Origin of the sequence: Cyanobium sp. Maggiore-St4-Cus (genome assembly GCF_024345615.1) — a bacterium.
Lineage (GTDB): Bacteria > Cyanobacteriota > Cyanobacteriia > PCC-6307 > Cyanobiaceae > Cyanobium_A > Cyanobium_A usitatum.
This window is the reverse complement of sequence record NZ_JAGQBL010000001.1, coordinates 264,335-278,084: the sequence shown is the minus strand read 5'-3', so window position 1 is coordinate 278,084 and position 13,750 is coordinate 264,335. Positions and strand designations below refer to the sequence as shown.

General features: G+C 63.9%; 11 protein-coding genes. 2 read left to right on the top strand and 9 right to left on the bottom strand.

Annotated elements, in window-relative coordinates; translation table 11 throughout:
• Positions 1–71: 71 nt before the first annotated feature.
• From pseC to KBY99_RS01570, 9 genes are all read right to left on the bottom strand, one after another.
• A complete protein-coding gene (gene pseC, locus KBY99_RS01610; RefSeq protein ID WP_254996895.1) occupies positions 72–1,256 on the bottom strand; it encodes a UDP-4-amino-4,6-dideoxy-N-acetyl-beta-L-altrosamine transaminase in 1,185 nt (394 codons plus the stop codon).
• Complete coding sequence (gene pseB, locus KBY99_RS01605; protein ID WP_254996894.1) at positions 1,253–2,272, bottom strand: UDP-N-acetylglucosamine 4,6-dehydratase (inverting); 1,020 nt, start codon at positions 2,270–2,272, stop codon at positions 1,253–1,255. The genes pseC and pseB overlap by 4 nt, the downstream gene beginning before the upstream one ends.
• Before the next feature lie 5 nt (positions 2,273–2,277).
• The gene (locus KBY99_RS01600) at positions 2,278–4,149 is read right to left on the bottom strand and encodes an ABC transporter ATP-binding protein (RefSeq protein WP_254996893.1); all 1,872 of its coding nucleotides are present in this window, start codon (positions 4,147–4,149) and stop codon (positions 2,278–2,280) included.
• Positions 4,150–4,409: 260 nt separating this feature from the next.
• Entirely contained in the window at positions 4,410–4,712 is a 303-nt protein-coding gene (locus tag KBY99_RS01595) for a PIN domain-containing protein (protein ID WP_254996892.1), read from the bottom strand.
• Complete coding sequence (locus KBY99_RS01590; protein WP_254996891.1) at positions 4,709–4,849, bottom strand: hypothetical protein; 141 nt, start codon at positions 4,847–4,849, stop codon at positions 4,709–4,711. The genes KBY99_RS01595 and KBY99_RS01590 overlap by 4 nt, the downstream gene beginning before the upstream one ends.
• Positions 4,850–4,936: 87 nt before the next feature.
• Entirely contained in the window at positions 4,937–6,310 is a 1,374-nt protein-coding gene (locus KBY99_RS01585; RefSeq protein WP_254996890.1) for a nucleotide sugar dehydrogenase, read from the bottom strand.
• On the bottom strand, positions 6,307–7,251 hold the full coding sequence (locus KBY99_RS01580; RefSeq protein ID WP_254996889.1) for a UDP-glucuronic acid decarboxylase family protein: 945 nt from the start codon (positions 7,249–7,251) through the stop codon (positions 6,307–6,309). The genes KBY99_RS01585 and KBY99_RS01580 overlap by 4 nt, the downstream gene beginning before the upstream one ends.
• Positions 7,252–7,559: 308 nt before the next feature.
• On the bottom strand, positions 7,560–8,021 hold the full coding sequence (locus KBY99_RS01575; protein WP_254996888.1) for a dual specificity protein phosphatase family protein: 462 nt from the start codon (positions 8,019–8,021) through the stop codon (positions 7,560–7,562).
• A gap of 29 nt (positions 8,022–8,050) precedes the next feature.
• Positions 8,051–9,163, bottom strand: a complete 1,113-nt coding sequence (locus KBY99_RS01570) for an SLBB domain-containing protein (RefSeq protein WP_409996506.1) — start codon at positions 9,161–9,163, stop codon at positions 8,051–8,053.
• Between the two features lie 118 nt (positions 9,164–9,281).
• Here KBY99_RS01570 and KBY99_RS01565 point away from each other — a divergent pair, with 118 nt between their 5' ends.
• Positions 9,282–11,804 (top strand): polysaccharide biosynthesis tyrosine autokinase, encoded by a 2,523-nt coding sequence (locus tag KBY99_RS01565; RefSeq protein WP_254996886.1) that lies wholly within the window; start codon positions 9,282–9,284, stop codon positions 11,802–11,804.
• Positions 11,801–13,723, top strand: a complete 1,923-nt coding sequence (locus KBY99_RS01560; RefSeq protein ID WP_254996885.1) for a hypothetical protein — start codon at positions 11,801–11,803, stop codon at positions 13,721–13,723. Before KBY99_RS01565 ends, KBY99_RS01560 begins: the two co-directional genes overlap by 4 nt.
• Positions 13,724–13,750: the final 27 nt, after the last annotated feature.

The window sequence follows — 13,750 nt, the reverse complement described above, 5'->3', positions numbered from 1 at the left end:
AGCGGAATTTGCGATTGTACCCTTGATGCCTAATTGATGCGAAAAGATGCATGAACTTTCAGTAAGTCTTTCTATCCTGATCCCATAAAATGAGCTGTCAGCGCATCAGCAACCCGTTGCTGGTCACATTCCTGTAGGCCTGGGTAGAGGGGCAGACTGATGGCATTGCTGGCATAGGCCTCAGCTCCGGGGAAATCCCCGTCCTTGAAACCCATGTGCCTGTAATACGGCTGAAGGTGCACAGGGCTGTAGTGCAACTGCACGCCGATCCCGGCAGCCCGCAGCCCCTCAAACAACTGACGGTGCTGCTCAGCACTGTCCTGCTGCAGGCGGATCACAGCCAGGTGCACGGAGCTGAGCACGTCATCAGGCACCTCCAGCAACTGCACGGGTAAATCCGCCAGCAGCTCTCGGTAGCGCTGCAGCTGCTGGTTGCGGTCGGCCACGATCTCATCGAGCCGCTGCAACTGGCTCAAGCCCAGCGCCGCCTGGATGTCCGTGATCCGGTAGTTGAAGCCCAGCTGCTGCTGCTCATACACCCAGGGCCCCGCCGCTGGCCGCTCAAAGCGCTCGGCCTCGCGCACGATGCCGTGGCTGCGCAGCTCCGCCATGCGCTGGGCCAGGACCGGATCGTTGGTGGTAGCCAGGCCGCCTTCGCCGGTGGTGATGATCTTGACCGGGTGGAAGCTGAACACCGTGATGGCGCTGTGGCGGCAGTTGCCCACCGGTTCGCCGCGGTAGCAGCCGCCGATCGCATGGCTGGCGTCCTCCAGCACCGCAAAGCCATAGCGCTCAGCCAAGGCACCGATCGCTGCCATGGCGCAGCTGCTGCCCGATAGATGCACCGGCACCACGACCTTCGGCAGGGTGCCGTCGCGATCGGCCTGCTCCAGCTTGGCCGCAAGGGCAGCCACGCTCATCAAGCCAGTGGCGGGCTCGATGTCGACAAAGTCGACCGTGGCGCCGCAGTAGCGGCCGCAGTTAGCCGAGGCCACAAAGGTGATCGGCGAGGTCCAGAGGGGATCGCCTGGCCCCAGCCCCAGCGCCAGGCAGGCGATGTGTAGGGCGCTGGTAGCGCTGTTCACCGCCACACCATGGCGCGCGCCCACCTTGGCGGCCACAGCCTGCTCGAAGGCCGGCACCGCCGGCCCCTGGGTGAGGAAGGGGCTGCGCAACACCTCCACCACCGCAGCGATGTCGGCTTCTGTGATGGTCTGGCGGCCGTAGGGGAGGAAGGGTCTGGGCTCGCTGCTCATACGGGCTGGAAGGCAGGATCCACGTGCTCGCGGATCAGCGCACGCAGCTGCTCCACGCTGAGAAACTCGGGATTGGATCCAGAGTTGTAGGCAAACCCCGTGGCTACGGGCTCGCTGCTGATGCCTGTCTCCTGGTAGCGCTTCTGCACCCGGCCATCACTCGGCAAGATCGCGTAGTAAGCGCCCAGGTCAATCGTGGTGAAGCTATCTGAACTGGTGATCATCTCCTCGTGGATTTTCTCGCCGGGGCGGATGCCGGTGATCGGCTTGGAGCAGCTCGGCCCGATTGCTTCGGCCACATCGGTGATCCGGTAGCTGGGGATCTTGGGCACGAATAGCTCACCGCCAAGAGCATGCTCCAGCGCCCAGAACACCATCGCCACACCCTCACTCAACGAGATGTTGAACCGAGTCATCCCCGGATCCGTGATCGGCAGAACACCTGATTTCGCCTTCTCCAAAAAGAAGGGGATCACCGAGCCCCGTGAACCCATCACATTGCCGTAGCGCACCACCGAGAAACGCAGATCGCGGGTGCCCTTGATGTTGTTTGCAGCGATGAATAACTTGTCTGAACAAAGCTTGGTGGCGCCGTATAGGTTGATCGGCGCAGCGGCCTTATCCGTGCTCAGCGCCACCACCCGCTTCACGTCTGTGTCGAGGCAGGCCTGCACCACGTTTTCGGCGCCGAGCACATTGGTGTTGATGAACTCGATCGGGTTGTATTCGGCTGCCGGTACCTGTTTAAGGGCGGCTGCATGTACAACGGTGTCGATGCCTTCAAGAGCACGTCGCAATCGGTCGCGGTCGCGAACGTCGCCAAGGAACAAACGCAGCTGGGGGTATTGACTCTCCGGATACAGCTGCTGGAGCTCCCACTGTTTGAGCTCATCGCGGCTATACACCACCAGCCGCTTGATTTCTGGGAAGCGCCTGAGCGTTTCTGCGATGAACGCCTTGCCGAAACTGCCGGTGCCACCGGTGATCAGGATGCGGGAACTGGACTCGAAGGTCATCTGAATCAAGCGTGGGAGGGTTGGGTGATTTGGCTCTGCTGCTGCCAGAGCTGGGCATACAGGCCGCCAGCAGCCAGCAGGCTGGTGTGGCTGCCGCGTTGAACGATGCGCCCCCCCTCCAGCACCAGGATCTGATCGGCCCGCACGATCGTGCTCAGCCGGTGGGCGATCACCAGCACGGTGTGGTTGCGCTCAAAGCGCTCGATCGCCTCCTGCACCAGCCGTTCGCTTTGACTATCCAGGGCGCTAGTGGCCTCATCGAGAATCAGCAGTTCAGGGTCGCGCAGAATCGCCCGCGCCAGGCTTAGGCGCTGCCGTTGCCCACCGCTGAGCCGGTAGCCTCGCTCACCCACCAAGGTGTCGTAGCCCTGGGGCAAGCTCTCAATGAAGCCTGCCGCCTGGGCCGCTGCGCAGGCCGCCTGGATCAGCGACAGTGTGGCGCCTGGTGTGCCGAAGCCGATGTTTTCGGCAATCGTGCCGTTGAACATAAACGTGTCCTGGCTCACCACCCCCAGCCGCTGCTGCCAGCTGCTGAGGTCCAGCTCCCCCATGGCTATGTCGTCTATCCAGATCTCCCCGTCGCTGGGGGCATAGAGGCCGGTAAGCAGGTCGGCAATTGAGCTCTTGCCCGCTCCACTGGGGCCCACCAGGGCCAGCATCTGGCCTTTTTGCAAAGCGAACGAGATGTCACCCAAGGATGGGGGGATCTCGGGGGCGTAGCGCAGGCCCACACCTTCAAAGCGGATCTGGCCCTGCAGCTGCCGGAAGGAGATGCCGCTTTGGCGGCGAAATTGCTTGCCTGCCGGCGAGAGGAGCTGGTTGAGCCGAGCCAGCCGGCCACTGTTGTCGGCCAGCTGATTAAAGGTGCCAGCCACACCGCTCAAGCGGACATTTAGCCGCTGCAAAGCCAGTACAAAGGTGACCAAGCTGGGCAGCACGCCGGTGCTGCGCCCACCCAGCAGCAGCAGGCTCAACCCCGCAATCACAGCAATCGCCAAGATCGGCAGGAAGCTGGAAAAAGGCCCCACCACGGCCAGCCGCCGCACCTGGCCGCGCAGCTGCAGTTCCAGCTCGCCCATGCGGCTGAGCAGGTGCTGATCGGCCCCGTCCAGCTGGCCGCTGCTGTGCAGCAGGCGCAGGCCCTGGAAGTCTTCTGTGATCCGGCTGCTGATCGCCACCTGGGCCTGGCTGACCGCCTGGGAGCCGGCCCGAATACGCGGCAGCAGTTGCTTCTGCACCATGGTGATCAGCCCACCCATCACCAGCACCGCCAGCAGCAGCCACGGCGAGATGCCCACCAGCACCGCCAGGTAGGTGGCTATTAGCAGCACCCCCACCAGCAGCTGGCTGCTCACTTCGATTTGAATGCGGATGGCCTCAGGGCCATTGCCGGCGTAATCGGTGAGGTCGCCCACCTTGTAGCCGCTGGCGCAGGGAAAACTGAAGCTCAGCACCTGGCTGTGAATGCGCGCGGTGACCAGCGCTTTGCAGCGGGCAGCAAAATAGCCCACGCTCACTTGGCTAAGAAAGCGGGTGAGGCTCTGCAGGGCCTGTAGCAGCACCGCCAACGCCAGCAGGCTGGCGAACACGCCTGTGGCCGGCAGGGCGTTCAGCCAATTCGCCGCCGCCGGCAAACGGCTCACGATCGGGTTGCTGGCCCAGTTAAACGGCGTACCCGCCGGTGCCGACAGCACTTCCACCGCCAGAAACACCACCGCCAAAGTGGCCCCTTCCGTGAAGGCCTCCACCAAGCTGCTGCCCAGGTTTAGAACGATCAGCCGCCACTGCTGCCGTGCGGTGCTGCGGATCAGTTGGGCGGCCGGCTCCTGGCTGAGCAGGCTCTGCAGCGGCCTCTGCAGGCGTGACGGCAAGCGCATGAAGGTTGGGCCGGTCAAGAGTTTGAGGGTTGCTGGTCGTGCGGGGGCCGGTGGTGGCGGGTGTTGCTGGGGTGCGGTGGCACCGGGGTTTGTTCCGGCTGGGACGCTTGGCGGGTTAGGGGGAAGCCAACCACCATGACAATTTGGCCGCCTCCCTGAATATGTACATCTTGAATTTGTACAGCCTTTACAGACTCCTGCACACTTGGAAATGAAAGGGGTTGGAGACACCAGATGGGGGTGACGCTTCGACAGTGGGATCAGATCAGGAGCTGCTCGTGAGCGACTTGGTAATGGGCAGCGGCCTTGCACAGGCCGCGGTCAAAGCTGGCCAGTTGCAGGTTTAGCCGTTGGCAGAGAGCCAGATGCAGGGCATCCCCTGCCCGCAGAGGCGGCGCTTGGCTCAGACAGAGCCGGGCGGCGGCCTCAAAATCCTCGGCTGCCAGCGGCAGGGTGTTTAGGCGTTGCTCACGCAACACCCCAAACCTCTCCCAGGCTTCCTGGGCTGCTTCGTGGACCAGAGCCGCCACCAACAGGGAGGTGTCGAGGTAAAGGCGCCTCAATAGCGAGTCCCCTCCCGCATGCTGGCGATATCAATTCCTTTGTGAAGGGGTTGGGCCCTGGTGGCAGCCAAAAAAGCTTCCAGATCAAAGCCCGCCGAAAGCTGGGCTTTGGCCTGCGCCATGTTGAGACTGGGCATCTTGTGGAGGGTTGGTTAGATGACCCACATAGCGGTGGCTGTCTCGGCTGGTGTGGGTTCAGGCGGGGTTGGCGTCCAGCCGCTCGATCAGCCCTCGCCCACGGTCCACACCTGCAGCCCCGCCGCTCGCGCCGCCGCCGCATCGGCCTTGGCCCGCGCATCGAACAGCCAGGCCGGCCGCCGCATCAGCTCCCCCACCGCCGCCCAGTCGATCTGGGCAAACTCCTGCCATTCGGTGAGCAGCAGCAGGGCATCGGCGCCGCAGGCCGCCTGCTGCACCTCTGGCACCTGCTGCCAGCTGCCCTCGCCAGCGCCCGCGGGCTGACCCAGATCCTGCTCCAGCTGGCGCTCGCTCACTTTGGGGTCCACGATCTGCAGCACCGCCCCCTCCTCGAGCAGATCCCGGCAGATGCGGATCGCCGGCGATTCGCGGGTGTCATTGGTGTCGGCCTTAAATGCAAAGCCCAGCACCCCAATGCGCTTGCCGCTCACGGTGCCAAACAACCTGTTCACCACCAAGCGGGCGATGCGCTGCTGCTGCCAGGTGTTGAGGGTCACCACCTGCTGCCAGTAGGCCGCCACCTCGTGCAGGCCGTAGTGGCCGCACAGGTACACCAGGTTGAGGATGTCTTTCTGGAAGCAGCTGCCGCCAAAACCGGGGCCTGCCTTGAGAAACTTGGCACCAATCCGGCTGTCGGCCCCGATCGCCTTGGCCACCTCGCCCACGTCGGCACCGGTGGCCTCACACAAGGCCGCGATCGCATTGATCGAGCTGATCCGCTGGGCCAAAAAGGCGTTGGCGGTGAGCTTGGAGAGCTCTGAGCTCCAGAGATTGGTGCGCAAGATGCGTTCGGCCGGCACCCACTGGCCGTAGATCGCCGCCAAGGCCTCGATCGCAGCAGGATCTTCACCGCCGATCAGCACCCGATCCGGCGCCTGCAGATCGGCGATCGCCGTGCCCTCCGCCAGAAACTCCGGATTGGAGAGCACTGAGAAGGTTTTGCCCTCGGCCGCTGGCACAGCACTAAGGATCGTTTGCACCGTTTCAGCGGTGCGCACCGGCAGGGTGCTCTTTTCCACCACGATCGTGTGGCCCTGGGCGCAGGCGGCCACCTGGCGGGCGGAAGCCTCAATCCAGCGCAGGTCGCTGGCCTGGCCCGCACCCACACCCTTGGTTTTGGTGGGCGTGTTCACCGAGAGGAACACCATGTCGGCCCCGGCGATCGCCGCTTCCACCACGGTGCTGAAGTGCAGGTTGCGGCCCCGCGCCCGGCCCACCAGCTCATCTAGTCCCGGCTCATAGACGGGCAACTGGCTGAGGTCGGGATCGTTCCAGGCGGCGATGCGCTCGGCGTTAAGGTCCACCACCGTCACCTGGATCTGGGGGCAGCGATCGGCGATCACCGCCATCGTGGGCCCGCCCACATAGCCAGCGCCGATGCAGCAGATGGAGCGGATCATGCGCCGAGCGCCTCGCGGAAGTAAGCGATCGTGGGCTCCAGCCCCTGCTCCAGCGCCACCGTCGGCTGCCAGCCCAGCTCGTGTTGCGCCAGCTCGATCACCGGTTGCCGTTGCAGGGGATCATCCGCCGGCAGCGGTTCACAGGTGAGCGGCAGCTCGGGGTTGATGCGCGCGCGCACCAGCTCGGCCAACTGGCGGATCGTGAATTCACCGGGGTTGCCGATATTGATCGGACCGGTGTGGCTGCCGTTCATCAACCGGATCAGGCCCTCCACCAGATCATCCACATAACAAAAGCTGCGGGTCTGGCTGCCATCGCCATAAAGGGTGAGCGGTTCACCGCGCAGGGCCTGCACGATGAAGTTGCTCACCACCCTGCCGTCATCGGGCAGCATCCTTGGCCCATAGGTGTTGAAGATCCGCGCCACGCGAATCTCGGTGCCATGCATGCGCCGGTAGTCAAAGCACAGCGTTTCAGCGATCCGCTTGCCCTCGTCGTAGCAGCTGCGGATGCCAATCGTGTTCACGCAGCCCCGGTAGCTCTCGGGCTGGGGGTGCACCTCCGGATCGCCATACACCTCACTGGTGCTGGCCAGCAGCAGCCGCGCCCCCACCCGGCGCGCCAGGCCCAGCATGTTGTAGGTGCCCAGGAAGCTGGTTTTGGCGGTCTTGATCGGGTTGTGCTGGTAGTGCACCGGCGAAGCCGGGCAGGCCAGGTGCCAGATCCGGTCCACCTCAAGCTTGATCGGTTCGGTGACGTCGTGGCGGATCAGCTCAAAGCGCGGATGGCCGATCCATTGGGCGATGTTGGCTTTGCGGCCAGTGAAGTAGTTGTCGAGGCAGATCACCTCCTCGCCGGCCGCCATCAGCCGGTCCACCAGGTGCGAGCCCACAAAACCGGCACCGCCGGTGATCAGGTTGCGGGGGAGGGAGGCGGGCATGGGGGGTGGCGGTGTTGAAAAGGAGTTGCTGCTTAATTAGGTAGAGGCCTTACAGAATCGGTGGGCGCGATCAATGGGTCCAAATCTCAATCAGAAGAACCAAATATATTGACATTACAAAACGCGATAAATCTAGACACTATATTCCTCAAAAGTTAGACCCGAACGCGAGCATTGCTCAGCAGTCTCAGGTCATGCAAAGGGAAATATACTCAAATTTACCATGAACAACCATGTCGTGTCAAGCTTTTATTCATTTAAAAAAACGGGGGGGTAAAACTAATTCAACTGGCGACCAATGGCAACGATCACGCTAGTTTACGCAGCAGAGCCAGCTGACCCGGCAAAGGATTAGTGCCTGGATGTACCTGCATTAAATAATCCAGGGCACGCTGGGGAGTGAGCCGATGCTGCTGGATCAGCCAGCCCAGGCACACGAGCGGCGAACGTTCCATCCCAGCCACACAGTGCACATAGACAGGGCCTTGGCTGCGCAGCTCACTCAAGGCGGCCAGAGCCTCTTCCAGCTCGCTGAGCTCAGGTAGCCGCTCGCAGCGGTGATCCGGCAGCACCAACCGCTTGGTCAAAAACCGGGTTGAGAGGCCCGCCGGTGGTGGCGCTTCCTGCTCGCTGCACAGGCTGAGAATCGCCGCGATCCCCTCGCCGCTGAGTCGATCCAGATGGCGAACCGCCCTGGGAGCCGACCCCACAGCCAACTCCTGCACCAGCACCCAATCGAGCCGAAAGCGGCTCTGGCCGGGATCTGGCATCAGCGGATCTGGAATCAATGGATCTGGAATCAATCTTTGTTGATCAGATCCACCAACGCCAGAATACTCACCAGTCCGGTGAGCGGCGTGCTCACCGCTCCGATGGCATCGCTGGCAACGGCCATGCCGCTGCGGTTCACCACCACCGTATCGCCATCACGCAGCGGCGGATTTTTGGTGTTGGAGGCCCCCTGGCTCAAGTTGAGCTGAAAACGCTGGCGAGTGGCCGTGCCGTTGCGGTTGATCCGCACCAGCTCCACATTGCCCTTACTGGCGCGCCAGGTCTGGGGGCCGCCGGCCGCCAGCACCGCCTGCACCAGAGGCGTATTCGCCGGCAGCGGCAGCGTGCCTGGGCTCAGCACCTCACCGATCACATTCACTTTGATCGTGTCGGGCGACAGGGTGGTGGAGGCCAGCTCGATCGCCTCCGCCACTGGCTCGCTGGCCTGATCGATGCGGATCGTGTCGCCGTCAAACAAAATTGGGTTCTGCTGCTGGTCGCCCTGCTGCACCAGCGCCAGCAGATTCACGCTGGTGCGTTTGTAGCGCAGCGGCTCTCCGGGCAGACGTCGCTGCAAGGTGACCTCCCTCAGGTTGGCCAATGGGGTGATCCCACCGGCCTTCTGGATCGCATCCACCAACGTGGGCAAGCCGCTGATGCTCACCTTGGCTTCAGTTTGGGACTGCTCAGTGGAGGTGAGCGTGTAGAGCCCAGGGCGCTCCACCTCCCCCACCAGGGCCACCCGCAGGGGCCGGGGCCGCACCAAGCTGAGCTGCAACTCCGGGCGCAGCAGCTGTTTCTTGTAGATCAACTCCAGCCACTGGTTTGCCTGGGGCAGGGTGAGGCCCGTGAGCCGCACTGGACCCAGCAGCGGCAAGCTCACATTGCCATCACTGAGGACCTCCACCGGCCCGCTCAGCTCGGTGGCACCAAAAAAGCGCAGCTGCAAGCCATCGCCAGGTCCCAGCACATAGGCATCTTCCTGGCTGACGGGCACCGACTGGGCAACGGGCTGCGTCAGGGCTACTGCAGCGCTGGCCTCAACTGCCTTGGCCGCACTGGGCAAAACAACCACGCTGCTCGCCGTAAGACCAGTGGCCAGCAGGGAGCAGGCCAGCAGGCTTGCAGAAGAACCCAACACCGCCACCCAAAGATTGATTTGCTAACGGCATCGAACCACACGCATAGCGGTTCTGCCAGGGCTTGCCAGTGGGGCAGCTTTTGATAACTTGCCAGCACAGAGTCATAGGGGGTTTGATTTGCAAGAGCTGTCTCCAGCTCTACCAAGCCCCACTACGGGTGCGGTGGTCTACGCAAACCCCACAGCAGAGCAAGATGGCGGCGGCGTCCAGCTCATCGAAATCTGGCGTGCCATCCGCCGCCGCCAGCGCCTGATATTGGTGGTGGGTAGCTCTGTGTTTATTGCTTTAGCGGCTAACACCCTGTACAAGCGCATCACGGCGCCCATCTACGCAGGCAGCTTTCAACTGCTGATCTCCGATCCGATCAGTTCCAGTGGAGGAGCTGGGGGCGGCATGGAAGGCGGCGGCGGCGTGGTGGAGAGCCTGGCCCGCAACCGCACCAGTGTCGACATTCCCACCCTGGTGCAAACGCTCTCCAGCCCCCTAGTGCTTGATCCGCTGCGCCGCCAATTGGGCGCCGCTGCCGCCCCCCTCAGCAGCCTGGCGGTGAGCCAAGCCGGCAGCGCCCGCCAAGGAGGTTTGGTGCCGGGGGTGCTTGAGGTCAAGCTGCTGGGTCGCCAACCGGCCGAAGTGCAGCGAAACCTCGACGTGCTCAGCCAGGCCTATTTGCAGTTTGCCCTCAGCCAGCGGCGCGAACGGCTCAGCCAAGGCCTGGTGTTTCTCGACCAGCAAGAACCGGTGCTGTTGGCCAAGGTGAATGCGCTGCAGGTGAAACTCGCCAATTTTCGCCGCCAGCACAACCTGCTCTCTCCAGAAACGGAAGCCGGCGCTCTCAAATCTGAATCGATGGCCATGGCCACCCAGCTGCGCCAGGTGGAGGCCGAACGCATTCGTCTGCTCAAGCTGCGCCAGGACATCGTCGCGGGCCGCCTCACCGCCGCCAACTTCAGCAGTGGCGGAACGGGTGCAACAGGCGGCGGCAGCGGAGCCTCGGGCCAGGCCGATGGCGTGAGCGTGACCCAGGCCCGCAGCGACCTGCTCGACCAGCTGCAAAGTGTGGAACAGCAGCTCGCCGAGGCCCGCAGCGTGTTCCGCAGCGATTCGCCGCGGGTGCAAAACCTCGTCGCCCTGCGCAACCGCCTGGCTGGCCAACGCCGCAGCCAGCAGCTCGAAGCGGTGGGCACCGCCCTCGCCCTCAATGGCACCCGCTCCAGCACCCTCAACGCCCAGATCCAGCAGATCGATCGTCGCTTTCTCAAGCAGCCCAATCTCATCAAAGACTACGAAGAGTGCCAGCAGCAGCTGAAGGTGGCTCAAGACAACCTCGCTAGCTTCCTAAGCACCCGGGCCACCTTCCAGCTGGAACAAGCTCAGAACACCCTGCCCTGGAAGCTGATCGCCCCGCCCCAGGTGAATGGCTATCCCGAGGAGCCAAGCCTGAGGAAGGGTCTGCTCAATGGCCTGATGCTGGGCGTTGTGGCTGGGGTGGGTGCTGGGCTTCTGCGCGACAGGCTCGACCACGGCTTCCGCAATCCCCGCGAAGTGAAGGAAGAGCTGGGCGAGGCCCTGCTGGGCCACATTCCCCACGTGGCCTTCTTCCAAGGGGTGCGGGAAGACAAGCGCTTCCTGCTGCAGGAGCTCGATCGCAGCAGCTCCAAGCAGGCTTCTGCCGAGAGCTCCTCCGAGACCTCCTCCGAGAGTTCCGCAGAAAGCCCTGCCAGCGGTGCCATTGGCGGCAGCCCCGAGAAGCCCGTCCTATCGGGATACCAGCGTTTCTTCTACCAAGAAGCCTTCCGCAACCTCTTCACCAGCATCCGCTTCCTCAGCAGCGACAAGCCCCTGCGCTCCCTGGCCCTCACCAGCACCCTGCCGGCAGAAGGCAAAACCCTGGTGAATTCCCTGCTGGCCAAAACCCTCTCGGAAATGGGTCAGCGGGTGCTGCTGGTGGATGCCGACATGCGCAAACCACAGCTGCACCACCGCCTCGGCCTCAACAACCTCACCGGCCTCAGCAACCTGCTCACCGAAGCCAATCTGGATTGGCGTGATGTGATGCAGCCTGTGCAGGGCTACGACAACTGGAGCGTGATCACGGCCGGTACCCGCCCACCCGACACCACCCGCCTGCTCAGCTCCAAGCGCATGCACCAGCTGGTGACCGAGTTGGCCGAATCCAACCAATTCGACATCGTGCTCTACGACACGCCACCCGTGCTCGGCCTCGCCGACGCGCCCCTGGTGGCCCAGCATGTGGATGGTTTGATCCTCCTGGTGAGCCTCGATCGGGTCGACCGCAATCTGCCCAAAGAAGCGATCAGCCGCGTGCGTAGCTCCGGCGCCCAACTGCTGGGGGTGGTCACCAATGCCCTCACCGAAGAAAGCGAACACTTCGCCTCCTACGGCTATGGCAATCGCTACAAATACGGTTACGGCTCCAAAAAAGGCTATGGGTATGGGTATGGGTATGGGTATGGGTATGGCGTCTATGACCAGCGCAGCTCCTATTCGTATTACGCCGGTGGCGATGCTGACAGCGATGCTGAATCCACCGCCGAAACAAGCCCGACAAGCTTCCTCGGTGCCTGCCGGGTGAAAGCCAGCAAGCTGCGGCGCCGCTGGCTCAACTGGATTGACAGATGACCCCCAGGGTGGGTCTCTACCGCAGCTGCCTTACGGCCCTTGTGGCCTGCCAGGCACCGGCTGCCCTGGCCCTGCAATGGGGCCCGGTCGAGCCCCCGCCCGAGCCCCCTGCTCTGCCGCCGCAGTGGCGCGATAGCCCCACCGCCCCCGCAGCCAGCCCCGGCTGGAATCTGCTCAACCCCGCCGATCCCCAATCCCCCGGCCTGCGGCCCTGGCAGCTGGTGCCCGCCAGCGAGGTAATCGCGCCTCCCACCTCTAAAGACGCCGCCCCGCCCCTGCTCAGCCTGGCCCAGGTGCAGGATCTGCTCGCCACCCAGCTGCCCAGCCGCGTCGACTACCTCCCCATGCTGCGCCTCGGCCAGCTGCCCACCGCCAGCCTGATTCCCGAAGCCTTTGGCCAACTCAGCTTCCAGCAGGTGAGTCCGGGCGATGGCGGCGCCGCCAACGGCACCGGCAACCAAAACTACGGCGCACGCTTCGATTACGGGCTCACCCCGGCGCTGATGGCCTCGGCCTACTACACCTACGCCGATGACCCCCTCTACGCGTCCATCCCCAGCCGGCCCGCCCAGCCCGCCAACCTCTGGACGGTGTACGGCGGCAGCCTGCGCGCCCGCCTAGCCGGCCAGGGCGAGGGCGCCGGCAGCTGGCAGCTCGCCGCCGAAGGCGCCCTGGAGCTGTTCAGCGTGGGCAGTGGCTGCGGCGGCACGGTGAGCTGCGATGACGCCGGCACGCCCAACATCTTCAACTCCTCCGGCCAGGACGTGTTCACCCGCAACTGGGTGGGGGCCCTCTCCCTGCCCCTGGCCTGGCAAGCCAACCGCAACCTGCAGCTCTCGCTTGTGCCGGCGGTGAGCTTCTTACCCGGCAGCCAGGGGCAAGACCAGGGCGGCGCCGGTGACTTCTACGGCACCAACATCAGCCTGGGCTTCGGTGCCAACTACCGGCTCGGCAACCAGGTGGAGCTGTTTGGCTCAGCCATGCTGCCCCTAGGCCCCGGCAACAACGGCTTCGATGCCGATCTGGTGTATTCGCGGGTGCCGATCCTCTCGGCCGGCGTCTCGATCGCCGTCAATCCCCGCATCGGCCTGGAGGGAAGCATCACCAACGGCTTTGGCCTCAGCCCAGCCACCGCCATCCTGGCCCTGCCAAGCGCGCCCAATGAGCCGATGCTCAGCGCCCGCTTCACCTACAACCCAGGCGCGGCCGATTCCCCCAGCCCCCGCTACACCACCCGCCAGGCTTCCCTCGCCCTAGGTGGCCTCAGCGTCAACACCGCCCTCACCCCCGCCAGCGGCACCAGCCAGCTCTGGCTCAATGGCGACAGCCTGGGCAACCTCTTCGCCGGCGGTGCTTATTCGGTATCTAACGACTTCCAATTTCAGCTGGCGGCCGGGGTGTTCAACGGCATCGAACCGCGCAACAGCTACGTGAACACCTACGCCGGCAATGGCGACCTCAACCTGCGCTTCGGCGGCAAGGCGATGGTGTATCGCCCCAGCAAGGAGCTGCCGATCTGGGCCGCGGGCCGCATCTCCCTGGGCCGCAACGAAGACGAGAGCAGCAAGCAGGGCTACCTCTTCTTTGAAAGCATGAACACCTGGGAGGCCAGCCCCAAACTGGCCTTCCACCTCAACCCCAAGGTGGCCTGGAGCGGTGGCGGCACCAGCTGGGGGGTGGGCCTGGCCGCCAACCTGCAGCTGGGGGAGCGCTTCCAGTTGATCCCTGAGCTGAATGTGATCGCAACAGACCTCGGTGGCGACAACGGCAGCAACGGCAGCCTGGCCCTGCGCTGGCTGGCCTCACCCTCCACAATTTTTGATCTCTACGTGTCGAACGCAGCTGGCTTAGTGGATCTGGGCCAGCTACTCGGCAACGACCAGGTGCGAGTGGGCGCCCGGCTCGGCTTCAGCTTCTAGCTATCAAGCGCACCCGGATGTCCACTC

Excerpts from the sequence above, each read along its gene's own strand:
- pseC (WP_254996895.1), bottom strand. The coding sequence starts at position 1,256 with ATGAGCAGCGAGCCCAGACCCTTCCTCCCCTACGGCCGCCAGACCATC.
- pseB (WP_254996894.1), bottom strand. The coding sequence starts at position 2,272 with ATGACCTTCGAGTCCAGTTCCCGCATCCTGATCACCGGTGGCACCGGC.
- KBY99_RS01600 (WP_254996893.1), bottom strand. The coding sequence starts at position 4,149 with ATGCGCTTGCCGTCACGCCTGCAGAGGCCGCTGCAGAGCCTGCTCAGC.
- KBY99_RS01590 (WP_254996891.1), bottom strand. The coding sequence starts at position 4,849 with ATGCCCAGTCTCAACATGGCGCAGGCCAAAGCCCAGCTTTCGGCGGGC.
- KBY99_RS01585 (WP_254996890.1), bottom strand. The coding sequence starts at position 6,310 with ATGATCCGCTCCATCTGCTGCATCGGCGCTGGCTATGTGGGCGGGCCC.
- KBY99_RS01580 (WP_254996889.1), bottom strand. The coding sequence starts at position 7,251 with ATGCCCGCCTCCCTCCCCCGCAACCTGATCACCGGCGGTGCCGGTTTT.
- KBY99_RS01575 (WP_254996888.1), bottom strand. The coding sequence starts at position 8,021 with ATGCCAGATCCCGGCCAGAGCCGCTTTCGGCTCGATTGGGTGCTGGTG.
- KBY99_RS01560 (WP_254996885.1), top strand. The coding sequence starts at position 11,801 with ATGACCCCCAGGGTGGGTCTCTACCGCAGCTGCCTTACGGCCCTTGTG.